General features: G+C 59.7%; 21 protein-coding genes. 16 read left to right on the forward strand and 5 right to left on the reverse strand.

All coding sequences use genetic code 11. The features are described 5' to 3' along the window. Positions 1–29 precede the first annotated feature (29 nt). A complete protein-coding gene (locus ACIQ0Q_RS01865; RefSeq protein ID WP_395771243.1) occupies positions 30–1,508 on the reverse strand; it encodes an ArnT family glycosyltransferase in 1,479 nt (492 codons plus the stop codon). A gap of 399 nt (positions 1,509–1,907) precedes the next feature. Between ACIQ0Q_RS01865 and aceF the strand changes: the two genes are divergently transcribed. Then, positions 1,908–3,224 (forward strand): dihydrolipoyllysine-residue acetyltransferase, encoded by a 1,317-nt coding sequence (gene aceF, locus ACIQ0Q_RS01870; RefSeq protein ID WP_395771244.1) that lies wholly within the window; start codon positions 1,908–1,910, stop codon positions 3,222–3,224. Between the two features lie 4 nt (positions 3,225–3,228). Continuing rightward, complete coding sequence (lpdA, locus tag ACIQ0Q_RS01875; protein WP_395771245.1) at positions 3,229–4,986, forward strand: dihydrolipoyl dehydrogenase; 1,758 nt, start codon at positions 3,229–3,231, stop codon at positions 4,984–4,986. Between the two features lie 42 nt (positions 4,987–5,028). On the opposite strand, the gene ACIQ0Q_RS01880 is transcribed toward lpdA, so the two are convergent. After that, entirely contained in the window at positions 5,029–6,411 is a 1,383-nt protein-coding gene (locus tag ACIQ0Q_RS01880) for an SLC13 family permease (protein ID WP_395771246.1), read from the reverse strand. 56 nt (positions 6,412–6,467) lie between these two features. Here ACIQ0Q_RS01880 and nhaA point away from each other — a divergent pair, with 56 nt between their 5' ends. The 5 genes from nhaA (at position 6,468) to ACIQ0Q_RS01905 (ending at position 14,985) form a co-directional block, all read left to right on the forward strand. Further along, a complete protein-coding gene (gene nhaA / locus ACIQ0Q_RS01885; protein ID WP_395771247.1) occupies positions 6,468–7,703 on the forward strand; it encodes a Na+/H+ antiporter NhaA in 1,236 nt (411 codons plus the stop codon). Positions 7,704–7,922: 219 nt separating this feature from the next. After that, positions 7,923–9,959 carry a DUF1302 domain-containing protein gene (locus ACIQ0Q_RS01890; protein ID WP_395771248.1) on the forward strand — a complete coding sequence of 679 codons (2,037 nt, stop codon included), beginning with the start codon at positions 7,923–7,925 and terminating at the stop codon, positions 9,957–9,959. A gap of 21 nt (positions 9,960–9,980) precedes the next feature. Beyond that, positions 9,981–11,348, forward strand: a complete 1,368-nt coding sequence (locus ACIQ0Q_RS01895) for a DUF1329 domain-containing protein (protein ID WP_395771249.1) — start codon at positions 9,981–9,983, stop codon at positions 11,346–11,348. A gap of 63 nt (positions 11,349–11,411) precedes the next feature. Next, a complete protein-coding gene (locus tag ACIQ0Q_RS01900) occupies positions 11,412–12,491 on the forward strand; it encodes a YCF48-related protein (RefSeq protein WP_395771250.1) in 1,080 nt (359 codons plus the stop codon). A gap of 10 nt (positions 12,492–12,501) precedes the next feature. After that, a complete protein-coding gene (locus ACIQ0Q_RS01905; protein WP_395771251.1) occupies positions 12,502–14,985 on the forward strand; it encodes an RND family transporter in 2,484 nt (827 codons plus the stop codon). 35 nt (positions 14,986–15,020) lie between these two features. Here ACIQ0Q_RS01905 and ACIQ0Q_RS01910 read toward each other — a convergent pair whose 3' ends face one another. From ACIQ0Q_RS01910 to ACIQ0Q_RS01920, 3 genes are read right to left on the reverse strand one after another with little or no spacing between them, the layout of a single operon-like run. Beyond that, the gene (locus ACIQ0Q_RS01910) at positions 15,021–15,932 is read right to left on the reverse strand and encodes a DMT family transporter (protein ID WP_395771252.1); all 912 of its coding nucleotides are present in this window, start codon (positions 15,930–15,932) and stop codon (positions 15,021–15,023) included. Beyond that, positions 15,922–16,386: a DUF962 domain-containing protein gene (locus tag ACIQ0Q_RS01915; RefSeq protein ID WP_395771253.1), complete on the reverse strand. Its 465-nt coding sequence runs from the start codon at positions 16,384–16,386 to the stop codon at positions 15,922–15,924. The genes ACIQ0Q_RS01910 and ACIQ0Q_RS01915 overlap by 11 nt, the downstream gene beginning before the upstream one ends. Before the next feature lie 4 nt (positions 16,387–16,390). Further along, positions 16,391–17,284 (reverse strand): phosphoribosylaminoimidazolesuccinocarboxamide synthase, encoded by an 894-nt coding sequence (locus ACIQ0Q_RS01920; protein ID WP_395771254.1) that lies wholly within the window; start codon positions 17,282–17,284, stop codon positions 16,391–16,393. Between the two features lie 74 nt (positions 17,285–17,358). Here ACIQ0Q_RS01920 and ACIQ0Q_RS01925 point away from each other — a divergent pair, with 74 nt between their 5' ends. From ACIQ0Q_RS01925 to ACIQ0Q_RS01965, 9 genes are all read left to right on the forward strand, one after another. Then, positions 17,359–17,661 (forward strand): c-type cytochrome, encoded by a 303-nt coding sequence (locus ACIQ0Q_RS01925; RefSeq protein WP_395771255.1) that lies wholly within the window; start codon positions 17,359–17,361, stop codon positions 17,659–17,661. Next, a complete protein-coding gene (locus ACIQ0Q_RS01930; protein WP_395771256.1) occupies positions 17,658–18,023 on the forward strand; it encodes a DnaJ family molecular chaperone in 366 nt (121 codons plus the stop codon). The genes ACIQ0Q_RS01925 and ACIQ0Q_RS01930 overlap by 4 nt, the downstream gene beginning before the upstream one ends. Before the next feature lie 8 nt (positions 18,024–18,031). Next, the gene (gene rpe, locus ACIQ0Q_RS01935; RefSeq protein ID WP_395771257.1) at positions 18,032–18,700 is read left to right on the forward strand and encodes a ribulose-phosphate 3-epimerase; all 669 of its coding nucleotides are present in this window, start codon (positions 18,032–18,034) and stop codon (positions 18,698–18,700) included. Further along, the gene (gene trpE / locus ACIQ0Q_RS01940; RefSeq protein ID WP_395771258.1) at positions 18,697–20,172 is read left to right on the forward strand and encodes an anthranilate synthase component I; all 1,476 of its coding nucleotides are present in this window, start codon (positions 18,697–18,699) and stop codon (positions 20,170–20,172) included. Before rpe ends, trpE begins: the two co-directional genes overlap by 4 nt. A gap of 16 nt (positions 20,173–20,188) precedes the next feature. Then, entirely contained in the window at positions 20,189–20,908 is a 720-nt protein-coding gene (locus ACIQ0Q_RS01945; protein ID WP_395771259.1) for an SIMPL domain-containing protein, read from the forward strand. Between the two features lie 3 nt (positions 20,909–20,911). Beyond that, the gene (locus ACIQ0Q_RS01950) at positions 20,912–21,442 is read left to right on the forward strand and encodes an adenine phosphoribosyltransferase (RefSeq protein ID WP_395771260.1); all 531 of its coding nucleotides are present in this window, start codon (positions 20,912–20,914) and stop codon (positions 21,440–21,442) included. Positions 21,443–21,497: 55 nt separating this feature from the next. Next, on the forward strand, positions 21,498–22,097 hold the full coding sequence (locus ACIQ0Q_RS01955) for an anthranilate synthase component II (protein ID WP_395771261.1): 600 nt from the start codon (positions 21,498–21,500) through the stop codon (positions 22,095–22,097). After that, on the forward strand, positions 22,094–23,122 hold the full coding sequence (gene trpD, locus ACIQ0Q_RS01960; RefSeq protein WP_395771262.1) for an anthranilate phosphoribosyltransferase: 1,029 nt from the start codon (positions 22,094–22,096) through the stop codon (positions 23,120–23,122). The genes ACIQ0Q_RS01955 and trpD overlap by 4 nt, the downstream gene beginning before the upstream one ends. Further along, the coding region (locus tag ACIQ0Q_RS01965; RefSeq protein WP_395771263.1) for an indole-3-glycerol-phosphate synthase at positions 23,122–23,580 on the forward strand (459 nt) is incomplete at its 3' end. The genes trpD and ACIQ0Q_RS01965, both read left to right, overlap by 1 nt.

Genomic DNA, 23,580 nt, shown 5'->3' on the forward strand with positions numbered 1-23,580 from the left:
ATGAAAAACGGCCCTTCACGGGCCGTTTTTTATTCCGGTTGATCAAACTCCCCGGGCAACACATACAGCATGCGGTCGCGCGGGCTGGGCTTCTTGCCCTCAATCCATTCGCCACGCTTTTCCGGGGTGATTCCGGCCTGGGCCACTTCGCCCACAAAGCGCTCTTCGATTTCGCGCTTTAGGATGAACACGCGGCGGTCCGGGGGAAGCGCCAACTCTTCGGCCAGACTGGAATCGTAGGAAGAATCGGAAATCGGTTTCACGCGCGCAGTAAACGACACCTTTTTGATATCGGCATCGAAATAAAGATTCAGGCCGTTGCGCGACATGTCTTCTACGAAGATGATCTGTTCCGGTTTACCCGGAAGCATCGGCCGGATGTCTTGGGCAAAAGCACGGGAGTCTTTGTCGTGATCGTCCAGGGCAACCGGTAACAAACCCTTGATAGCCAGAATCGCAGCAAGCCAAACCGCCATGGCGATGGCGGCACCACGACCGAAGGGCGCATTTTCCAGCCTGCGGCTCAGCAGCAACAAGGCCGGCATGGTCAGGCCCAGCACATACAAGGGCAGCCGCGACTGCGCCAGGCTGAACACCAATAGCGGTAAGGCGAACCACAGCCAGAGAAAGCGAGTTTGTTCTTGGGACCGTGTCGGTGCCGGTGTTTTTTTGCGGAAAACCGCAAGGGCAATCAGCGCGGGCAGGGTGCCAAGCAATAGCGTCGGCAGGAACTGCGTGAACGGGCCGTACCATTCGCTATTGCGGTTGTGGGTATCGGTGGCGATGCGGGCGACCACTTCATGGCCAAGGAAATAATCGAGCAGCCCCGGATGGCGGTAGATAACCGCGGCATACCAAGTCAATCCGATGAGTGCGAAGCCGATGATGCCGAGTGGACGCCACAGCACGCGGCCGTCGCGGTGCCAGAGGGCGAAGGCCACGATGGCGAGCAAAGGCAGCAGACCAGGCGGCCCTTTGGTCATGAATGCCAGAGCGAAAGCCCACCACATCGCATCCAGCCAGCGATGGTTACCGCCGCCGAAACGGTACTGGGCATAGCAGGTCATGGCCAGCGTGGTCATCGCGGCCAGCACAGTGTCGGTATTCACCCAGCTGGCGGCCAGCAGTAACAGCGGCGATGCCGGAATGAACACTGCCGGCAGCCAGGGCCGTGTTGGCACAAACAGGCGGCCCAGACGGTAGCCCAGAAAAACCAGCAGCAGAAACGCCAGGGCCATCGGCAGCCGGACAGCCCACTCGTTGTGACTGAACAGGCTGACCGATGCGGCCACCGTCCAGTAGGTGAGCGGCGGCTTGGTGAAGTGCAGGCTGTCCTGATTGCGGTAAAGGGAGATCCAGTCATCGTGCTGTAGTATCTGCAGAGCGACGTTGGTATAACGGCCTTCATCGGGTTCCATCAAGCCGCGACTACCTTGGAAGGACAGCGCCCAGATGCCGGCCAGCAGCATCAAACAGAGCAGGGTATGGTTCCGGATGAATTCGCGCATGGGGTCCGCCTTCAGGTCACTCCATTCTAATGCAAAGCCCGGCCGGGTTCATGACGAAAGTCATGCTGACTTTCGGCACATGGCAGATGGCCTGCGGTGCCCTACACTGCAATCATCTACCTGAGAGAGAACTGATGCGCATGGCAAGGCCCTCGAGCCGCTGGCCGAAGGCATGTGCAAACGTATTCAGCGCATGGATGCCCTCGACAATGCCCTGGAAGTCCGTCTGCCCAATGGCAAGCCGATTGACTTTCTCAGCACCAAATAAGTATCCGGATACGCCGGTTATCCCTTATTTCCTCTCCCTCCCGCTCCGGCGGGATTTTTTTGACCGCCACAGCCATTGGCAAGGGCTCCGGTTCGGGCGACAATAGCTCGGATATTCCCTTTGGGTGAGTTATGTCTGAATTGATCGAAGCGCGCGTCCCCGACCTCGGCAGCGATTCCGGGGTACCGGTCATCGAGCTGCTGGTGAACGTCGGCGAGACCGTGAAAAAGGACCAGGGCCTGCTGACCCTCGAATCCGATAAAGCCACCATGGAAGTGCCGTCGCCGGTTTCCGGTGAAATCATCGAAATCATCGCCAAGCTCGGTGATGAACTCTCGGCTGGCGATCTGGTTGCTCGCATTAAAGTTTCGGCATCTGCCGCTGCACCGGCACCTGCTGCCGTGGCCGCTCCGGTACTTGCGCCCGCGTCCGTAGCCGCGCCAGCAGCTGCGCCACAAGCCCCGATCCCCGCATCAACGCCCGCAACGACCTCGGCGCCTGCCCCATTGGCAGCTGTGCATGCGCCCGATAACAGTGAACTGGTTCCGGGCAAAGTGCCTTATGCCAGTCCGGCCGTACGCGTATTCGCCCGCGAGCTTGGCGTCGATCTATCACAGGTCAAAGGCAGTGAGCGCGGCGGTCGCATCAGCAAAGAGGATGTGCAACAGTTCGTGAAAGCGACCTTGGCCGGCGGCGTGCCCTCAGCGGGTGGCGGCAGCGGTCTGAATCTGATTCCGTGGCCGCAGGTTGATTTCAGCAAGTTCGGTCCGGTCAGCAGCGAACCGCTGTCGCGCATCAAGAAACTCTCGGGCGCCAACTTGGCGCGCAACTGGGCGATGATTCCGCACGTCACCCAATTCGATGAAGCCGATATCACCGAGATGGACGTTTTCCGCAAGAAGCTCGGTGAAGAACACAAAGACGTGAAAGTGACCCCGCTGGTGTTCCTGATCAAGGCCGCCGTCGCAGGGCTGAAGAAATTTCCGAACTTCAATGCCTCGCTCGATGGCGACAACCTGGTGCTCAAGCAGTATTTCCATATCGGCATCGCGGTCGATACGCCCGATGGCCTGGTGGTTCCGGTCATCCGAGATTGTGATAAAAAGGGATTGATTGAGCTCTCGCACGAACTGGCCGCCATCAGCGTCAAGGCCCGCGAGAAGAAACTCACCGGCGCCGATATGCAGGGTGGCTGCTTCACCATTTCCTCGCTCGGCGGCATCGGCGGCACCGCCTTCACGCCGATCATCAATGCCCCGGAAGTGGCCATCCTCGGCGTGTCGAAATCGCAGACCAAGCCGGTCTGGAACGGCGCGGAATTCGCGCCGAAATTGATGCTGCCGCTGTCGCTGTCCTATGACCATCGCGTCATTGATGGTGCGGCCGCTGCCCGTTTCACCGCCTACATGGCGCAGGTCCTCGCCGATCTGCGCCGTCTGCTGGTCTGACGCCATGGCTGCCATTGAACTGAAAGTCCCCGATATCGGCGGCAGTGCTGTCGTCATTGAGTTCCTGGTGAAAGAGGGCGACAACGTCGCCACCAATCAGGGCCTGCTCACGCTGGAATCCGACAAAGCCACCATGGAAGTGCCGGCCAGTGCCGGCGGTGTGCTGAAGCAATGGAAAGTAAAACTCGGCGATACCCTCAGCGAGGGCGATGTCATTGCCCTGCTCGAAGCAGCGGGTGAGTCTGCCGCAGTGTCTGCGCCAACGGCAACGCCTGCTGCGCCCGCGCCAGAAGCCGCGCCAGCACCCGCCGTGCCCGGAGCCAAGGCCGCACCGGCCCCGAAAGGCGATACCGATCACAGCTGTCAGCTGGTGGTCGTCGGTTCCGGCCCGGGCGGTTATACGGCCGCTTTCCGTGCCGCGGATCTGGGCATGGACGTGATTCTGGTCGAGCGCTATGTGCAGCTCGGCGGGGTCTGCCTGAATGTCGGGTGCATCCCTTCGAAAGCGCTGCTGCATGCCGCCAATGTCATCGAAGAGGTCAAGCATGTGGCCGAGATCGGCCTGGACTTCGGCGCTGCAAAAATCGATCTGGATAAGTTGCGCGCGCACAAAGAAAAAACCGTCGGCACGCTCAGCTTGGGCATTGCCGGCATGGCCAAGCAGCGCAAGGTGCGCACCGTTACCGGTGTTGCCGAGTTTGCTTCCGCCAACCGGCTTTCGGTTAAAACCGCCAGCGGTACCGAAACTATCGACTTCGCACAATGCATCATTGCCGCCGGCTCGCAGCCGGTGAAACTGCCGGCCTTCCCCTGGGAAGATCCGCGGGTCATGGACTCGACCGATGCGCTGATGCTAGCCGATGTGCCCAAGCGTCTGCTGGTGGTCGGCGGCGGCATCATCGGTCTGGAAATGGCCTGCGTGTATTCCGCGCTGGGTAGTGCGGTGACCGTGGTTGAATTCATGGAACAGTTGATGCCGGGTGCCGATCCGGACCTGGTCAAGCCGCTGCAGACCTTGCTGAAAAAGCGCGGCGTGGCGATTCATACCTCCTGCAAAGTGTTGAAGGTGATCGCCAGCAAGAAAGCGCTGAGTGCCGAATTCGAGGGTGCAGCTATTCCCGAAAACAAGGACTACGAGCGCGTATTGGTTTCGGTCGGCCGCAGCCCGAACGGCGGCAAGCTGAAAGCGGAAAATGCCGGCGTACAGGTGAGCGAGCGCGGTTTCATCTCGGTCGACAAGCAGATGCGCACCAATGTGCCGCACATCTTCGCCATCGGCGATCTGGTCGGTCAGCCGATGCTGGCGCACAAAGCCACGCATGAAGCCAAAGTGGCGGCGGAAGTCGCGGCCGGACACAAACGTGAATGGGTGGCACGGGTCATCCCATCGGTGGCCTATACCGATCCGGAAATCGCCTGGGTCGGATTGACCGAAACCGAGGCCAAAGCCAAGAGCATCGCCTATGAAGTCGGCAAGTTTCCTTGGGCGGCCTCGGGCCGCGCCATTGGCATTGGCCGGACCGAAGGCTTCACCAAGCTGCTGTTCGATCCGGCCACGCACCGTGTCATCGGCGGCGGCATCGTCGGCGCCCATGCCGGTGATCTGATTGCCGAAATCGCGCTGGCGATTGAGATGGGCTGTGAAGCGGCCGATATCGGCCACACCATCCATCCGCATCCGACGCTCAGCGAAACGGTGGCGATGGCGGCGGAAGTCTTCGACGGCAGCATCACTGATCTGTACATGCCCAGGAAGAAGTAAGCGGTTACCAGTGGAATCGAAAAGGTGTTTCGGCGCCTTTTCTCATATCAGCACCACCCAACACACTGCACACACCACCAATACGCTGACGATATCCAGCCAGAGCCCTTCGCGCAGCATGTCCTTGCTGCGCACGAAGCCCGAGCCGTAGGCGATGGCGTTGGGCGCTGTGGCCACCGGCAACATGAAGCCGATGCTGGCCGCCATCGCGGCCGGTAGCATGAGCAGAGCGGGTTCGATGTTCAGTCCTTTGGCGGCGGCGGCCAGAATCGGCATCAGCAGTACGGCGGTCGCGGTGTTGCTGGCGATCTCGGAAAGCAAGACCACGCAGGCGATGATGATCACCATCATCGCGAACACCGGCAGATGCCCGTACGATGCCAGCGAGCGGCTGATGGCATCGCTGATGCCACTTTCCTGGAACGCCGTAGCCAGGGCAATGCCGCCGGCGAACAGTAGGAGTGCACCCCAGGGGATACGAACCGCAGCGTCCCAGGTCAGCAAGGGCTCTTTTTTGGTGTTGCCGGAAGGTACCATGGCCATCAGCGCCACGGCCAGCAGCGCCACGCTGGCATCATTGGCGCCGGGCAGGTTCAGCCATGCGCTCCAGCCGCCGAAGGGTGCCGCGCGGGTGATCCAGGCCAATGCGGTCAATCCGAAAATGCCCAACACCCGTTTTTCGGCCGTGCTCCAGCTCCCCATTTCCGGCAACACCGCCGCCGGGCTGTTTTTCAGCTTACGTGACAGGCCGAACGCCAGTACCGGAAGCAGAATCAACAGAATTGGCACACCGACCTGCATCCAATCGCTGAAATTGTAGGCGGTGCCGGTCGCTTGCTGGTATTGCTGCATGAACACCAGATTGGGCGGCGATCCGATCGGCGTACCCAGGCCGCCGATGCTAGCGGCATAGGCGATGGCCAACACCAGGGGTGTGGCCAGACGCGGATCCTTGTAGTGCTCGATCACCGCGTAGGCGACCGGCAGCATGATCAAGGTGGTGGCGGTATTGGAAATCCACATGCTGATCAGGCCGGTGGCCAGCACAAAACCGAAAACCAGGCCGCGCCCGGAATGCCCGCCGACCGAACGTACCAGCGCATAGGCCAGTCGCCGGTGCGCGCCGGAACGTTCCAGTGCCCGCGATAGCATGAAGCCGCCCATCAGAAGCAGGATGAGCTCATTGCCCACGCTTTGCGCCACTTGCTTGGCATCCAGAATGCCGAGCACCGGCAACAGCCCCAGAGGCAGCAGGGCGGTGAATGCCGGATCGACCGCCTCGCTCATCCACCACGCCGCACACAGCACGGTCAATGCCAGTGTGGCGGCGAAGGCGAACGGCATTTCGGACGCGGTAGCCAGACCATAGGCAAACAGAGCCGCCAAAGGACCAAACCAGCGGAAAAAACGGGTAATCGGGGTCATCGCGGCGTCCGTGATTTTTAGCGATTATAATCGTCTTGCCCCATAAGGAAGTTCCTATGCACGATGCGTCCCGCAGTCCCCGACCGGAAACCCCGGAATCCCTGGCGATGCACCGACGCGCGCTGGCCGCCCTGAATGCCTTCATGAAAATGGAGGCCGCCGGTGGCATTGTGCTGGTATTGGCCACCGTGGTGGCGATGGTGGTGGCCAATTCGGCGCTGGCGGGTGACTACCAGACGTGGTTACAGACCCACTTCCGAATCGGCTTCGGACATCTCGCTCTGGATAAGTCGGTCTCGCACTGGATCAATGACGGCCTGATGGTGGTTTTTTTCCTGGTGGTCGGCATGGAGCTCAAGCGCGAACTGGTCGAAGGTCAGTTTTCCGACCGAGCCAACATTACCCTACCGGTGATCGGGGCTATCGGCGGCATGGCCGTGCCGATGCTGATCTATGCCGGCCTGAATGCCGGCGATCCGGCGGCGCTGCATGGTGTCGCCATTCCAGCCGCCACCGACATCGCGTTCGCGCTCGGCATCCTGTCTTTGCTGGGATCGCGGGTGCCGATGGCGCTGAAAATGCTGTTGTTGGCTATCGCCGTGGCCGATGATCTGGGCGCCATCATGATTATTGCGGTGTTCTATACCGATCATCTATCGGTGGTCGGGCTGGTGACGGCGCTGGCCTTGATCGGCGTTCTGGCGACCATGAACCGCTTCAAGGTCGTCAACTCAGGCCTTTATCTGGTCATCGGCCTCCTGCTTTGGTTGGCCGTGCTCAATTCCGGGGTGCACGCCACCATCGCCGGGGTCATTCTCGGGCTCATGATTCCCCTGGGCAAAGGCAGCAAGGACGGCTCCTCCGAGGACCTCATGCATGCCCTGCACCCCTGGGTGGCCTTTGCTATCCTGCCGATTTTTGCCTTTGCCAATGCCGGGGTGCCCTTGGCCGGCCTGGGTCTGAATGACCTGCTGGCCCCAGTCCCCTTGGGGATCGCCGCGGGCCTGTTCTTTGGCAAGCAAATCGGGGTTTTCGGCTTCATTTGGGCCTGTGTCCGCCTGAACATCGCCAAACTGGATCCCGCCATTGGCTGGCCGGCCCTATTCGGCATGGCTGCCCTGTGCGGCATCGGCTTTACCATGAGCCTGTTTGTCGGCTCGCTGTCCTTTGGACCGGAGCATCTGGACTACCAGTTGAGCCATCGTTTGGGCATCCTGAGCGGTTCCTTGCTGTCGGCCCTAGTCGGTTATGCCATCCTGCGCCGGGTTTTGCGGGGGCATCCATCGACCTGATTCGGGCCGGCGGGACCTCCATACGAGGGGGTATTGCGCTTTTCTAACGAATATTTAATACTGCATTAGACAAAACACTCTAATTGCCCAAAAAGGCCTGAGGAGTGCTTGCCGTCGGGATGGTTTTGCAGCAGCCGTGCCGTTTCCAAATAGCTTAATGAAACGCGGATGCTGCGAAAGATACGGACTCCACATTCAACAACAACTGGAAATACACCCATGAAGAAAATCCAACGTTTCGTGCAACGCTCGCCGCTCGCCGCGGCCGTCGCCCTCGGCCTGTTCGCCGCGCCGATGGCACAGGCTTTTGAATTCGAGAAAGGCGAACTGAAGGGCAGCCTGGACACCACCGTTTCTTACGGTATTTCCATCCGCACTGAAGATCCGGCCGAAGGCCTGATTGGTAAAGCCACCATTAATCCATTGATTGCCCTGCAGGGTCAGACCCTGCCGGGCCCGCTGGCCGGGCTGGGCGCATTCCCGGGCTCCGCCGCGCAAATCGCCGCACCGGGTCGCTTCTCCGGAAACCGTGACGACGGCAACATCAAGTACGAAAAAGGAGATGCCTTCTCGAACGCCTTCAAGATCACTTCCGAACTGGAACTGACCTACCGCGATTGGGGTTTCTTCACCCGTGCCAGCTACTTCTACGATTTCGAAAACAGCGACCGTGACGACTTCACCCAGGCCGCCAAGGAAAAGGTCGCCAGCGACTTCCGCCTGTATGACGCCTTCATCTGGAAGAACTATGCGCTCGGTGCCAATGATGAAGTGTCCGGCACGGTCCGCTTCGGTAACCAAGTGATTAGCTGGGGTGAAAGCACCTTCATCCAGAATGGTATCAACGTGGTCAATCCGGTCGATGTCTCGCGTCTGCGCGTGGCCGGCGCCGAGGTGAAGGAAGCCTTCCTGCCGACCAACATGTTATTCGCCTCGGCCAAGTTCAGCGAATCAGTGTCGATGGAAGCCTATTACCAGTTCGACTGGAAGCCGACCGAAATCGATCCGTCCGGCACCTACTTCAGCACCAATGACTTCGCCTCGCCGGGCGGTACCTATATCATGCTGGGTTTCGGCACCGTGACCCAGCCTGTGAACAACCCGGAAAACTTTGCCAGCACCTGTATTCTGGGCAAGCCGGCCGCGGGCCAGACCAATGTCGGCCAATCCGACCGCTTCGCTGAACTGTCCGCCATTTACGGCGCGTCGACCGCAACTTCCTTGCTGGCGGCTGCCTGTGGTGCCGCCGGTGCCCGCCTGGCAGACAACGAGGCCCGTGACTCGGGTCAGTTCGGTTTGGCCCTGCGTTGGTACGCTGAAGCTCTGAATCAGACCGAGTTCGGTTTCTACGCGATGAACTACCATAGCCGCCTGCCGCTGCTATCGGGTCGCGCCGCCAATGTGATTCTGCCGGCGCCGGCCGCCAACTCAGCCGCGCTGATCGTCGAATATCCGGAAGACATTCATCTGTTCGGCGTCAGCTTCAACACCACGCTTCCGGGCGGTGTGGCTTGGCAGGGTGAGGTCAGCTACCGTCCGAACATGCCCTTGCAGGTGGATGACGTGGAAGTGCTGTTTGCCGGCTTGAGCCCGATCAATCAGGCCCTGACCGCCAGTGGCGCGCCGAAAGCCGCCTTCTTCTGCAGCCAGTTGCTGCCCGGCTGCACCTCGGTGGCCCCGGGTGCCTATGTCAAGGGCTGGCGCGAACATGAAGTGACCCAGCTGCAAATGACCTTTACCAAGGCCTTCAGCTCGGTGCTCGGTGCCGAACAGATTGCTCTGGTCGGTGAACTGGGTGGTACGCAAGTGAATCTGCCTGAAAAGTCGGTCCTGCGTTATGAAGGTGAAGGTACCGACACCGCCGGCGGCTGCGATGTCGGCGATGTCATGGCCGGTCTCCCGGGCAGCGTGTTGCAGCCCGGCTGCCTGCGCAATCCGCTGACCCTGGTCGATGGATTCCCGACCAACTTCTCGTGGGGTTACCGCCTGGCGGCGCGTGCCGATTACAACAGCGTGTTCGGTACGCCGATCACCCTGTCACCGCGACTCGCATTCAACCATGACGTCAAGGGCATCACCCCCGGTCCTGGCGGCAACTTCCTGGAAGGTCGCAAATCCATCACGGTTGGCGTGGAAGCCAACTATCTGCAGCAGTGGGTGTTTGATCTGAGTTATACCGGCTTCAACGGCGCCGGTCAGCTGAACCAGATCTACGATCGTGACTTCTACTCGTTCTCCGTAAAATATTCGTTCTAACACTCCTGGGAGGGATTCTGAATGACTGCAACACATAAAACCAAATTGGCGCTGGCCGTAATGATCGGCGCCGGTCTCGCCCTGACCTCGGCGGCTAACGCCAAAGTCGGTGCCGACAAGGCTGAGCAGCTCGGCGGTTCGCTGACCCCAATGGGTGGCGAAAAAGCCGGCAACGGCGGCGCCATTCCGGCCTGGACCGGCGGCATTACTAAGCCGCCGTCAGGTTACAAGGCCGGCATGTTCCATCCGGATCCGTTCGCGGGCGACAAGGTCGAGTTCAGCATCACCCCGGCCAACTACAAACAGTACGCCGGTAAACTATCGCCGGGCCAGGAAGCGATGTTCGCGAAGTATAAAACGTTCAAGATGAACGTCTATCCGACACGTCGTTCGGCTTCCGCGCCGCAGCGCACCTATGATTTCACCAAACGCAATGCTACCCAATGCGAATTGGTGGCCGGTGGCGAAGGCGTCAAGAACTGTGCCGAGGGTATCCCGTTCCCGATTCCGCAGAACGGCTACGAGGTGATCTGGAATCACAAGCTGAAATACAAAGGTGAGTCATTCTCGCGCTTCGCCAACCAGGCCGCCCCTTCGGCTTCCGGTGCATTCACCCTGACCCGTCTGCGTGAAGATGGTCTGGGTCTGTATTACAAGCCGGGCAACACCACTGAAAACATCAACAGCATCCTGTTGTATTTCAAACAGGAAGTGCTGGGTCCGGCGCGTCTGGCCGGCCAGGTGTTGCTGGTGCACGAAAGCCTGAACTCGGTGGCTTCGCCGCGTAAAGCCTGGGTATACAACCCTGGGCAGCGTCGCGTCCGCCTGGCCCCTAACGTCGCCTACGACAACCCGGGCACGGCCACTGACGGCCTGCGCACCAATGATATGACCGATATGTTCAACGGCGCGATGGACCGTTTCAACTGGAAACTGGTTGGCAAGCAGGAAATGTACGTACCGTATAACTCCTACAAGGCACACAGCGGCAGCACCAAGGTCAAGGATCTGATCCGCCCGAATCATCTGAATCCGGATTATCTACGTTATGAATTGCACCGCGTCTGGGTGGTTGATGCCACGCTGAAAGCCGGTCAACGCCATATCAACTCGCGCCGTACCTTCTATGTGGACGAAGACAGCTGGCAGATCCTGCTGGCTGACCATTATGATGGCCAAGGCAAACTGTGGCGCTTCTCGCAGGCTGACAGCATCAACTACTACGAAGTGCCGGTGTTCTGGGCCACGGTCGAGACCCATCACGACCTGAAGTCCGGTCGTTACATCGCTGGTCTGCTTGATAACGAAGACAAGCCATTCAACTTCGGCTTCAAGAGTGCTGCGGGCGATTACACCCCGCAGAATCTGCGCAACGAAGGCGTGCGTTGATTCAACCAAGCCGCGCCTTCGGGCGCGGCTTTCTTTGTGCCCATTCCCATCCGGGAGATCTCCATGGCTAATTGGCCGAAAACATCTTGGCGCCTCGTTGGCGCCACCGTATTATTGACGGCGCCGTTCATCGCAATGTCGCTGGATATCGCCAAAGACGATCCGTCGGTCAGTAATTCCGAAATTCTTCCGAAAGCCATCAGTAGCCTGCTGCTCGACATCGCGCGCACGGATGCTGGCTTCGTCGCCGTCGGTGAACGCGGTCATGTACTGCTTTCTGCCGATGGTAAGAATTGGAAACAGGCCGCCGTGCCGACTCGATCCACGCTCACTACCGTTTCCGCGCAGGGCGCATCGGTGTGGGCCGCCGGACATGACGGCGTCATTCTGTACTCCGCAGACTCTGGCCGAAGCTGGCAGCACCAACGCGTGCAGCCGTGGTCGGCCGATAGTCAGGAACTGACCAACGGCTCGCCGGTGCTCGACACTCTGTTCATCAGTCCAACCGAGGGCTATGCCGTCGGTGCTTACAGCCTGTTGCTGAAAACCGAGGATGCAGGCACCACCTGGACCGCAATGTCGGTTGGCGGCAGTGCGCCCGCCGCTGTGGTCGACATGACCGCCAGTGATAGCGGCACCTTCGATGACAGCGCATTGGAACTCGGCGCCGAGTCCGATCCGCATCTGAATGCCATCACCCGCACCGAATCCGGCGTGCTGTTGGTGATGGGTGAGCGTGGTGCCGGTTTCCGTTCCGCCGATGGCGGTGCCAGCTGGAGCAAAGTGCGCCTGCCTTATGCCGGTTCGATGTTCGGTCTGCTCAGTCTCGGTGGTGAGCGCGTACTGGCCTTCGGCCTGCGCGGCAACGTCTATCAAAGCGATAACGGCGGCGGCAGCTGGCGCAAAATCGAAAGCAGTACCGAAATCAGTCTGATCGGCGGGACGGTCGGTGCCGATGGCACGGTCGTTCTGGTCGGCAGTAACGGCACCCTGCTGGCGCGCCGTGTCGGCGAGGAAAATTTCAGTGCCAAAAACATCCAGCTCGGCTCCGGCCAGACGCCAGCGCTGTCTGCGGCCGTCGCCACCGATGGCGGTTATCTGCTGACGTCCGATCTGGGCGCCGTCAACACCAACGTTCAGTGAGGCTGCAGTCATGAGTAAATTCGATCAACTCGCCGAACGCATCATTTTCGGTAACCGTGCGCTGGTACTGGCTGCATTCGTGCTGATTACCGTGGTCATGGCTTTCTTCGGCAGCCAGCTGAAGGTGGATGCCGGCTTCAACAAGCAGGTGCCGCTACAGCATGAATACATGCGCACCTTCACCGATTATCAGGCCGATTTCGGCGGTGCCAACCGCGTTCTGATCGCAGTCATGGCTAAGGACGGCAACATGTTCTCCAAGGAGTACATGGCCACCCTGGAAAACGTCACCAACGATGTCATCAATCTCGACGCCACCGATGATGCCAAGGCGCGTTCGCTGTTCACCCCGAACGTGCGCTTCATCGAAGTGGTCGAAGACGGGCTGTCCGGTGGCAACGTCATTCCGCAGGACTTCACCCCGAACCTGGAAGGCTTCGAAGCTACTCCGGAACAATTCGACACGATCAAGGGCAACATCGTCAAGGCCGGCATCACCGGCCGTCTGGTCGCCAAGGACTATTCCGGCGCGATGGTCTGGGCCGACCTGATTCCGGAAAGCGATGTCAACAAACTTGATTACCAGAAAGTCGCCAAGCAGCTGGAAGCAATCCGAACCAAGTACGAAAACGATAACACCAGTGTGCACATCATCGGCTTCGCCAAAATGGTCGGCGACATCTCCGACGGCGCGATGAGCGTCATCAAATTCTTCCTGATCACCATCGCGTTCACCTGGATTCTGCTGTTCCTGTATTCCAGTTCCGCCAAGCTGGCCTCGCTGACTGTTCTGGCTGCTCTGGTGTCGGTGGTCTGGATGCTGGGTGCGCTCAAGTTGATGGGTTTCGGCATCGACCCGATGAACATGCTGACGCCGTTCTTGATTTTCGCCATCGCGGTCAGCCACGGCGAGCAGATGATCAATCGCTTCCGTGGCGAGATTTTCTTCGGCGGTCTGGAAGAAGGCACCGTCGAGGAATTGCGCGCGCGTGCGGCGCATGCTGCCGATCCGCTGACCGCGGCGCACCGCAGCTTCAAGGCGCTGCTGATTCCGGGCACCGTGGCGCTGCTGGCCGGCTGCATCGGCTTCGGCGCCATCATGGTGATTCCGATCCAGATGATCCGAGAGCTGGCCATCACCGCCACCGTCGGCGTGGCGCTGACCATCCTGACCGATCTGGTGCTGCTGCCCATCTTGCTCAGCTACACCAAATTGCGCAATCTTGACAAGAAACGCGAGTTCCGCCTGCGCCAGCTGACTCAATTCGACAAGATCTGGGCGGCACTGTCCAAGCTGTCGCGCCCGAAAGCTGCGGCGATTGTCCTCGCTATCGGCGCCGTGGTCTGGGCCGCTGCCTGGTGGCAGGGTAACAAGGTCATGATCGGCGATGCCCAGCAGGGCGTGGCCGAACTGCGCCCAGAAGCCCGTTACAACCAGGATGCACGCCTGATCAGTTCGCGCTTCGCGCTTGGTGTGGATACCATGAACATCATCGTGGAAGCCGGCCCGTCGGCCTGTACCACCAGCTACAAGGCGATGGAAACCATCGACCGTTTCGCTTGGCACATGGCCAACGTTGAAGGCGTCGAACAGGTCATCACCCTGCCGATGGCGGCCAAACAGGTCAATGCCGGCTGGAATGACGGTTCGCCGCGTTGGAAAGTGCTGCCGCGTGATCCGGACACCCTGCGCCAGTCGACGCAGAGCTTCGAAACCGATTCCGGTCTGCTCAATGCCGACTGCTCGGCGATTCCGGTGACCGTGTTCACCAAAGACCACAAGTCGACCACCATCGATCGCTTGGTCTCCGAAACCAAGAAGTTCCGCATCGAGAACAAGGCTTACGAGGAAGGCTTCGCCAAGAAGCGCGATGCCGCCGTGGCCAAGGCCCAGGAAAACGGCGAGGAATACACCACCGATCAGGTCAATTTCCGTCTGGCCACCGGCCCGCTGGGCGTGCAGGCCGCGACCAATGACACCGTTCGCGAGAAAGAGCATCTGATTCTATGGCTTCTTTACGGTGCGGTGTTCGTGATGTGCTGGATCAGCTTCAAGAGCTGGCGTTCGGCCCTGTGCGTGACGCTGCCGCTGATGCTGGTGACCGAACTCGGCCACAGCCTGATGGTCGAGCTTGGCATCGGCATGAAAGTGAATACGTTGACCGTGGTTGCGCTCGGCGTCGGCATCGGCGTCGACTACGGCATCTACATCTTCGCGCGCATGCGTGAGGCCATGAACCAAGGCAAGACGCTCTCGGAAAGCTATTTCATCGCACTGAAGACCACCGGCATCGCCATTTTCTACACCGCGCTGACGCTGGCGGTGGGTGTGGCCATGTGGATCTTCTCCGATCTGAAGTTCCAGGCCGACATGGGCGTGATGCTGACCTTCATGTTCGTGGTCAACATGATCGCCGCGATTATTTTCCTGCCGGCGCTGTGCCGCTGGCTGCTGCGCCCCAAAGAGCAGGACAACTGGGTCGCGCATCTGTAATCGAAAGGGCCCGCAAGGGCCCTTACTTTATGCAGTCAAACCAGATCTGCCGCCACCGGCGGTTCCGGTTTGGCTTTCTGCAGGTTGCGCAGGGCCACGCCGAGGACTCCCGACAGCACCATGGCGCCGCCAATCCAGACCCGGATACTGACGTGGTCGTCGAGCAGTAGCACGCCAAGAACGGCGGCCAGCAGCGGTGCGGTCAGCAGATAGGGCGTGATCATCGCCACCGGGTGACGTTTGATCAGCACGAAGAACAGACCGTGCCCGACCAGCGACGCAATCAACGCCGCATACAGCACGCCGATCCAAGCCTGCATGCCGGCGTTTTGGATATGTACGATCGGATTGCCTTCCACCAAAACACTCATCAGCCAGATCGGAATCAAACCGATGGCGGCGGTCCAACCCTGCTGCTGGATCAGATCCATCTGCAGGCCACGCATGGCGATGGTACCGAGCGCGATGAATAGCGCCGACACCAGCATCAGCCCCAGCGGCAGCGGATTGGACAGGATGGCCGGATCGAAGCCGAGCACCAGCACACCCAGAAAGCTGACCGCGATGGCGCTGCCGGTGCGCCAGTGGAACTTCTCGCCGAGCAGCCACCAGGCGAGTAGAGCGACCATCGGCACATAGCTTTGCATGACGATTGCCGGCGAGGCGATATTGTGCGAGAGCTTGAGCGACCAGAAACTGAGCGCGAAGTGCAGAACGCCATTGAACAGGGCCACGGCCAGCAGACGCGGCCAGAGCGTGCGTGGTGGCAGTTTCAGGAAGGCGCCGAGCAGCAGGGTCAGTAGCAGCAGGCGCAGGGCGGTGAACAGGAATGGTGGAAGATCCTCTAAGGCCAGTTTCGAGGTGATGAAGTTGCCGGCCCAGGCCAGACAGATCAGCGCGATCAGGCCGAGTTCACGGCCGCTCAGGCGGCCGCTTTCAGATGGCAATGCCAGTCTTCTTATACAGCTTGCTCAGGGTCCACAGCGGACCGACCATCAGGTAGACCAGGTCGGTGAAAAAGCTCGGGCGCTTGCCTTCCCATTTGTGCCCGATGAACTGGCCGATCCAGGCCACGATGAATACACCGATGGCGATTTTTATCAGGCCATCGATGCCGAAGCGGGCGGCCAGTGCGTAGTTGATGAAGCCGAAGGCCAAGAAACCGGCCAAGCTGCCGAGCGCCAACGACTTGGACAGTTTCCAGTAATACATCCAGGTGAAGAACAGCCCGAATGCGAACCAGAAGCCGGGCTTGAGCAGGTTTTCCGGAACGGGGATGCACCAGAGCATGGCGGTCACCGACCAGACGATCAAGGGTACGCACACCAGATGCATGCGCTGGTTGGCGGGGTTCTGGTGGTCGTTCGAATAATTCGTCAGTAGGTCGTCGATGCGGCGCATGGGCTTACTCCACGGAAATGTCGGCAAGGCGAAGCAGGGCTTCGGCATATTTGGCACGGGTAGCGGCGATGATGTCGGCCGGCACATGCGGACCGGGCGCAGTTTTATTCCAGTCCAGGGTGTCCAGATAATCGCGTACGTACTGCTTATCATAACTCGGCGGACTGATGCCGGTCTGATAGGTGTCGGCCGGCCAGAAGCGCGAGGAATCCGGCGTCAGCATTTCGTCCATCACGTGCAGTACGTCGTTCTCATCCAGACCGAATTCGAGCTTGGTATCGGCGATGATGATGCCGCGCTCGCGGGCGTAACGGGCCGCGAAGGCATAAATTTCAAGGGTTTTGGCACGGACCTGTTCGGCCAGATCAGCACCGATTTTGTCTACGATCACGTCGAATCCGACGTTTTCATCATGATCGCCTACGGCGGCCTTGGTGCTGGGCGTGAAAATCGGCTCCGGCAGCTGTTCGGCCTGGCGAAGCCCGGCTGGAAGCCGGATGCCGCAGATGGCGCCATTGGCCTGGTAGTCCTTCCAGCACGAACCGATGATGTAGCCGCGGGCGATGGCTTCGACCGGCAAGGCCTTGAGTTTTTTGGCCACCACCGAACGCTTGCCATACAAGGCGATGTCGGTGCCTGCCGGAAGTGCCGAGGCCACCGGTTCGTGGGTTAGGTGGTTGGGGCACAGGTGCGCGGTCTTGCTGAACCAGAAGTTGGAAATCTGGCACAGCATCTCGCCCTTGCCGGGAATGGGGTCGGGCAGGACCACGTCGAAGGCCGACAGGCGGTCGGAGGCGACCATCAGCAGGCGGTTGCCGGGCAGACCGTATACATCGCGGACTTTGCCGCGGTGCAACAGGGGTAGGTCCAGATCGGAGGTGTGCAGGGTGGTGGCCACAGGGGGAACCTTGGTGAGCGCGAACTTTCGCTATTGTAACGCTAAGCAGGCTGGCTGACTGCTAGAATAAGCATATGTTCCGAGCCCTCTTTTTTCTTCTGTTGCTGGCGGCGTGCCCATGGCTATATGCCCAAAGCAAGGCGCCGCCGAAATCCGGCCAATGTACCGCCTGCCATGGTGCCGACGGCCAGAGCCGGATTGCTGCCAATCCGATTCTGCGCTGCCAGCATGAGGTCTATCTGGTGACAGCATTGACGGCCTACCGCAATGGCAACCGCAAACATCCGGTGATGAACAGCATCGCCAACAGCCTGCAGCCGAAAGATATCAACACGCTCGCCGCCTGGTACGCCAACCAACCCGGATGCCGAAAATGAAGGCACTCTCGCAATGGAAAGGCAAGATCATCGGGGGTCTGATCGGCTTGCTGCTGCGTCGGCCGGTGTTCATCCTCCTCGGTGTAGTCATCGGACATCTTTATGACAAAGGCGCTTTTTCTGGCAAACGTAAACCGGATACCCTGCCGACGGGTGATACTGCCGATCCGTATATAGTGCTGGATGTTGCCGAAGGTGCCGATATGGAGGCCATCGATGCCGCCTATCGGCGCCGGATGTCCGAATACCATCCCGACAAGGTCGCCAATGCCGCTCCTGAAATCAAGGAACTGGCCGAACGCCGCGCGCGTGACATCAATGCGGCCTACGAAGAGATCCGCAAACGCCGGCAACAACCCTGAGGTCCGTCATGAAACCGATCATCGCACCGTCCATCCTCTCCGCCAATTTCGCCAAGCTCGGCGAGGAAGTGGATGCCGTTCTCGGTGCCGGCGCCGATTGGGTGCACTTCGACGTCATGGACAACCATTATGTGCCGAATCTCACCATCGGCCCGCTGGTGTGCGAGGCCCTACGCAAACACGGGGTAACCGCTCCGATTGACGTGCACCTGATGGTTAAGCCGGTCGATCGGCTCGTGCCCGATTTCGCCAAAGCCGGCGCTAGCCTGATCAGTTTCCATCCCGAAGCCTCCGAGCACATCGACCGCACCATCGGATTAATCCATGACAGCGGCTGCCAGGCGGGTCTGGTGCTGAATCCAGCGACACCCTTGAGTGTGCTCGACCATGTTCTCGACAAGCTCGACCTGGTACTGATCATGTCGGTCAATCCCGGATTCGGTGGGCAGAACTTTATTCCGCAGGCGCTCGACAAAATCCGTTTGGTGCGCGAACGTATCCGTGAAAGCGGCCGCCTGATCCGTCTGGAAGTGGACGGCGGCATCAAGGTCGACAACATCGGTGCGGTCGCCGAGGCCGGCGCTGACGCCTTCGTGGCCGGATCCGCCATTTTCGGTGCCGATGACTATGCCGGAACCATCCGGCGCATGCGCGACGAAATCGCTAAAGCGGTATGACCGATCAAGCTGAGTTCGACCGGGCTGTATCCGCGGGTTTTAACCGTATTCCGGTCGTGCGTGAGGTACTGTCCGACCTCGACACCCCCCTCTCGGTTTACCTCAAGCTGGCCGACGGTCCAAATACCTATCTGTTCGAATCGGTCGAAGGCGGAGAAACCTGGGGCCGCTATTCCATCATCGGTCTGCCAGCTCGCCGCAGCTTCGTGTTCCGCGGGCATCAATTCGAAGAGCTGGACTGCGGTGTGACCATTGCTGCCGAAACCCTGGTCGACCCGCTGGCGAAGGTGGATGAATTACGCACGCGTTATCGCGTGCCGAAACTGCCGCAGCTGCCGGATTTCAGCGGCGGGCTGGTTGGTTATTTCGGGTTTGAAACCATCGCCTGGATCGAGCCCAAGCTGAGAGCATCGCACAAGCCCGATGCGCTGCCGGTACCGGATGCCCTGTTGCTGCTCAGTGAAGAAATTGCAGTGTTCGACAACCTGAAAGGTCGACTTTACCTGATCGTCCATGCCGACCCGTCCGAAGCCCAGGCCTATGCCAAGGCGCAGCGCCGGCTGGATGAGCTGGTATACCGTCTGCGTCATTCCGGCCGCAGCTATCCGGATGTGCTGCACCCGTCTCTGCTGGATGAGTCCGATTTCATATCCGGCTTCTCCGAGCCGGAGTTCACCGCCGCGGTGGCCAAGGCCAAGGACTACATTCGCGCCGGTGATGCCTTCCAAGTGGTGCTGAGCCAACGCATGAGCATTCCGTTCAAGGCGCGCCCGGTCGATGTCTACCGCGCACTGCGGGCGTTGAATCCGTCGCCGTACATGTACTTCCTCGATTTCGGCGGCTATCAGGTGGTCGGCTCCTCGCCGGAAATCCTGGTGCGTGCCAAGAACGGCCGGGTCACCGTGCGTCCGATCGCTGGCACGCGTCCGCGTGGTGTCGATACCGAACACGATGCTGCGCTGGAAACCGAACTACTGAACGATGCCAAAGAATGCGCCGAGCACCTGATGCTGATCGATCTCGGCCGCAATGACGTCGGCCGCGTGGCCGAACCCAATTCGGTAACCGTGCCGCAGCGTTTCGTGATTGAACGCTACTCGCATGTCATGCACATCGTCTCGGAAGTGCAGGGGCGTCTGAAGGACGGACTTGGCTTTGCCGATATCTTTCGCGCCACTTTCCCCGCGGGCACCGTCAGCGGCGCACCGAAAATCCGTGCGTTGGAAATCATCCAGGAGCTGGAGCCGCACAAGCGCCATATCTATTCCGGTGCAGTTGGCTACATCAACTGGTGGGGCGATACCGATACCGCCATCGCCATCCGCACCGCCGTGATCATGAACGGCATGCTGCATGTGCAGGCCGGTGCCGGTATCGTGTACGACTCGCAGCCGGCTATGGAATGGCAGGAAACCATGAACAAAGGCCGTGCCCTGTTCCGTGCCGTACAACAGGCGGCGCAGGGTCTGTAATCAACCAGGAGTGTCTATGAAAATCCGATTGGGTTATATGTTGTCTGCTATGATGTTCGCCTCCACGCTTGCCGCACAATCACTGCCGGCGACGCCCTATGTGGTAGTGCGCGGGCATGCCGAGCGTAGTCTGGCGCCTGACCGTTTCGAAGTCGGCATCACCGTGCAGAAGTCCAGTCTATCGACGTCCGAAGCCATTGCCGTGGTTGAGGAAAAAACCGGACAGATCGTCGGCAATCTGAAAGCCGCCGGCTTGAAGCCGGTCCAGATTACCGCCACCAATATCAGCATTAATCCCGAATACCGCTACGACAGTACGACACAGCGCAATGTGTTGACCGGTAACCAGGTGATCCGCAATATTTCGGCGAAGTTCAACGACAAGAGAAGCTTGCAGAAATTCCTGGCGCAGGTTCCGGCCGGCGAAGAAATCCGCGTCAGTGGTATTTCGCCGTCACTCAGCAGCCAGAAAGCAGTGGAAGCCGAGCTGTTGGATGCCGCCGTGGTGGATGTGAAGAAACAGGCAGAAACCCTGCTGGCGAAATTCGGCCTGAAAATCATCGGCATTCATTCCATTTCGCAAGACGCGCCGAGCATCGGTTTTGAGGCTAAAGCCATGTACCGCAGCATGGATGTGGCTGCCGAACCGCGACCACCCTTGGGCGACACCTTGGAAGAGGGTCAGATTATGGTCAGAAAAGACGTGTACGTGGTGTATCTGATCGCCGAGAAGTAAAGCATGTCGCTCGAATCTCGCATCAAGTCCGCCATCCGCGATGTGCCGGATTTCCCCAAGGAAGGCATCCTGTTTAAGGATGTCACCACGTTGCTGCTACATCCGCAGCTCTCCAACCAGGTGCTGGATGCTCTAGCTGAATGCTACCGGGATGTGCCGCTGGATGCGGTGGCCGGCATCGAGAGCCGCGGCTTCCTGTTCGGTAATGCCTTGGCGTTGCGCCTGGACAAACCGTTCGTGATGATTCGCAAGGCCGGCAAGCTGCCAGCCGAAAAAATCAGCCACAGCTATGATTTGGAGTACGGCAGCGCCACTATCGAAATACACCGTGATGCAGTCATTCCCGGTCAACGCGTGCTGATTCACGACGACCTGTTGGCCACGGGCGGATCGGCCGAGGCCGCGGCGAAATTGATCTTCGGGGCCGACGCAACGGTTGCCGGGTTCAGTTTTCTGGTCGAATTGGGTTTTCTTGGTGGACGTAGCCGGCTGCAGGCTATCCATCCGGAGATCCTCAGTCTGGCGATGTACTGAATACGACCATTACTCTGGCATGCGATAATGAATGCTTGGAATACGGATCCCAGACATGCTATTGATGATCGATAACTACGACAGCTTCACCTACAACCTGGTGCATTACTTCGCCGAGTTGGGTCAGGCCGTGGAGGTTGTCCGCAACGACGCGCTCACCATCGAGCAGGCCGCGGCGCTGGCGCCCGATTACATCGTGCTCTCGCCGGGGCCCTGTACCCCGAATGAGGCCGGTATCTGTGTTTCGGTCTTGGAGCACTTGTCCGGTCGTTTTCCGGTGTTCGGCGTCTGTCTCGGCCATCAGAGCATCGGTCAGGCCTTCGGTGGCCATGTCGTGCGGGCCAGCACCATCATGCACGGCAAAACCTCGATGATTCACCATAAGGGTCTCGGCGTATTCGCCGGGCTGCCGTCACCATTCGAGGCGACGCGCTATCACTCGCTGGTGGTGGAGCACGCGACGTTGCCGGACTGTTTGGAGGTCACCGCCTGGACCGAGAATCCGGACGGCAGCCTCGATGAAATCATGGGGCTGCGCCACAGAACCCTTCCGGTCGAGGGTGTGCAGTTCCACCCCGAATCCATCCTGACCCAATATGGCCATGACATACTGCGCAATTTCCTGCAGCAGTTCGCCCCGGAGACGCGCGCATGAATCCGCAAGAAGCCTTGCAACGCATCATCGATCACCGCGAAATCTTCCATGATGAAATGGTCGTGCTGATGCGGCTGATCATGTGTGGCGAAGTTTCCGATGTGATGATTGCCGCCATCCTGACCGGCCTTCGCGTGAAGAAGGAAACCATCGGTGAAATCACCGGCGCCGCTCAGGTCATGCGCGAGTTTGCGATCAAAGTGCCGACGCCGCCGGGCGTCGGGCTGGTCGACATCGTCGGTACCGGCGGTGACGGCGCACATACCTTCAATATTTCCACGGCTTCGATGTTCGTTGCCGCTGCGGCCGGAGCCCAGATCGCCAAACACGGCAACCGCAGCGTGTCTTCCAAATCCGGCAGTGCCGATGTGCTGGAAGTGCTTGGTGCCGATATCGAATTAAGCCCCGAGCAGGTCGGTCAATGCCTGAATCGTACCGGTATCGGCTTCATGTTCGCGCCGAACCACCATCCGGCCATGAGGCATGTGGCAGCGGTGCGCCGCGAGATGGGCGTGCGCACCATCTTCAACATCCTAGGCCCGCTGACCAACCCGGCTAATGCTCCGAATGTATTGATGGGTGTGTTCCATCCCGATCTAGTGGGTATCCAGATCCGTGTACTGCAGCGCCTTGGTGCCGAACGCGCACTGGTGGTGTATGGTCGCGACGGTCTTGATGAAATCTCGCTGGGCGCGGCCACACTGGTTGGCGAACTGCGCGGCGGCAAGATTCGCGAGTATGAAATCCATCCGGAGGACTTCGGCTTGGCCATGGCGTCCACGCGCAACCTCCGGGTGGAGAACCCCGCGGAATCGAAAACCATGCTGGAGGCCGCCTTCGCGGCCGAGGCCGGGGTCGCCCATGACATCGTAGCGCTTAATGCCGGGGCCGCTTTGTATGTATCTGGGCAGACTAAAAGTATTCCCGAGGGTATTGAGAAGGCCCGGACGGTTATGCACTCTGGCGCGGCCACGGCCAAAATGCGCCAATTCATCGAGGCTACCCGGATGCTCGGCGGGCGCTGATGGCCGATATTCTGCAACGCATTCTGGCCCGCAAGCACGAGGAAGTCGCGCTTCGCCGCAAGTATGCCACACAGGCGCAACTGATTGAACGCTGCAACACCATGCCGGAGCCGCGTGGGTTTGCCGCCGCGCTGCAGGCCAAGCGGGATATCGGTCTGCCGGCGGTCATCGCTGAAATCAAGAAGGCCAGTCCGAGCAAGGGAGTCATCCGTGCGCATTTCGATCCGGAGTCCATCGCCCGCAGTTATGCAGGTGCCGGTGCTGCCTGCCTTTCGGTGTTGACCGATATCGATTTCTTCCAGGGCAGCGACATCTACCTGCAGCAGGCGCGGGAAGCCTGTGCTTTACCAGTGCTTCGTAAGGATTTCATCGTTGATGAATACCAGATCTACGAAGCGCGTGCACTCGGCGCCGACTGCATCCTGCTGATTGCGGCGGTTTTGACCGATACCCAGCTG

The sequence above is a fragment of the Arenimonas sp. genome, assembly GCF_044348765.1.
In the GTDB taxonomy this organism is placed as follows: domain Bacteria; phylum Pseudomonadota; class Gammaproteobacteria; order Xanthomonadales; family Xanthomonadaceae; genus Arenimonas.

What these genes read in the sequence shown, in the direction of transcription:
- ACIQ0Q_RS01865 (WP_395771243.1), bottom strand. Translation starts at nt 1,508, where the DNA reads ATGCGCGAATTCATCCGGAACCATACCCTGCTCTGTTTGATGCTGCTG.
- aceF (WP_395771244.1), top strand. Translation starts at nt 1,908, where the DNA reads ATGTCTGAATTGATCGAAGCGCGCGTCCCCGACCTCGGCAGCGATTCC.
- lpdA (WP_395771245.1), top strand. Translation starts at nt 3,229, where the DNA reads ATGGCTGCCATTGAACTGAAAGTCCCCGATATCGGCGGCAGTGCTGTC.
- ACIQ0Q_RS01880 (WP_395771246.1), bottom strand. Translation starts at nt 6,411, where the DNA reads ATGACCCCGATTACCCGTTTTTTCCGCTGGTTTGGTCCTTTGGCGGCT.
- nhaA (WP_395771247.1), top strand. Translation starts at nt 6,468, where the DNA reads ATGCACGATGCGTCCCGCAGTCCCCGACCGGAAACCCCGGAATCCCTG.
- ACIQ0Q_RS01890 (WP_395771248.1), top strand. Translation starts at nt 7,923, where the DNA reads ATGAAGAAAATCCAACGTTTCGTGCAACGCTCGCCGCTCGCCGCGGCC.
- ACIQ0Q_RS01895 (WP_395771249.1), top strand. Translation starts at nt 9,981, where the DNA reads ATGACTGCAACACATAAAACCAAATTGGCGCTGGCCGTAATGATCGGC.
- ACIQ0Q_RS01900 (WP_395771250.1), top strand. Translation starts at nt 11,412, where the DNA reads ATGGCTAATTGGCCGAAAACATCTTGGCGCCTCGTTGGCGCCACCGTA.
- ACIQ0Q_RS01905 (WP_395771251.1), top strand. Translation starts at nt 12,502, where the DNA reads ATGAGTAAATTCGATCAACTCGCCGAACGCATCATTTTCGGTAACCGT.
- ACIQ0Q_RS01915 (WP_395771253.1), bottom strand. Translation starts at nt 16,386, where the DNA reads ATGCGCCGCATCGACGACCTACTGACGAATTATTCGAACGACCACCAG.
- ACIQ0Q_RS01925 (WP_395771255.1), top strand. Translation starts at nt 17,359, where the DNA reads ATGTTCCGAGCCCTCTTTTTTCTTCTGTTGCTGGCGGCGTGCCCATGG.
- ACIQ0Q_RS01930 (WP_395771256.1), top strand. Translation starts at nt 17,658, where the DNA reads ATGAAGGCACTCTCGCAATGGAAAGGCAAGATCATCGGGGGTCTGATC.
- rpe (WP_395771257.1), top strand. Translation starts at nt 18,032, where the DNA reads ATGAAACCGATCATCGCACCGTCCATCCTCTCCGCCAATTTCGCCAAG.
- trpE (WP_395771258.1), top strand. Translation starts at nt 18,697, where the DNA reads ATGACCGATCAAGCTGAGTTCGACCGGGCTGTATCCGCGGGTTTTAAC.
- ACIQ0Q_RS01945 (WP_395771259.1), top strand. Translation starts at nt 20,189, where the DNA reads ATGAAAATCCGATTGGGTTATATGTTGTCTGCTATGATGTTCGCCTCC.
- ACIQ0Q_RS01950 (WP_395771260.1), top strand. Translation starts at nt 20,912, where the DNA reads ATGTCGCTCGAATCTCGCATCAAGTCCGCCATCCGCGATGTGCCGGAT.
- ACIQ0Q_RS01955 (WP_395771261.1), top strand. Translation starts at nt 21,498, where the DNA reads ATGCTATTGATGATCGATAACTACGACAGCTTCACCTACAACCTGGTG.
- trpD (WP_395771262.1), top strand. Translation starts at nt 22,094, where the DNA reads ATGAATCCGCAAGAAGCCTTGCAACGCATCATCGATCACCGCGAAATC.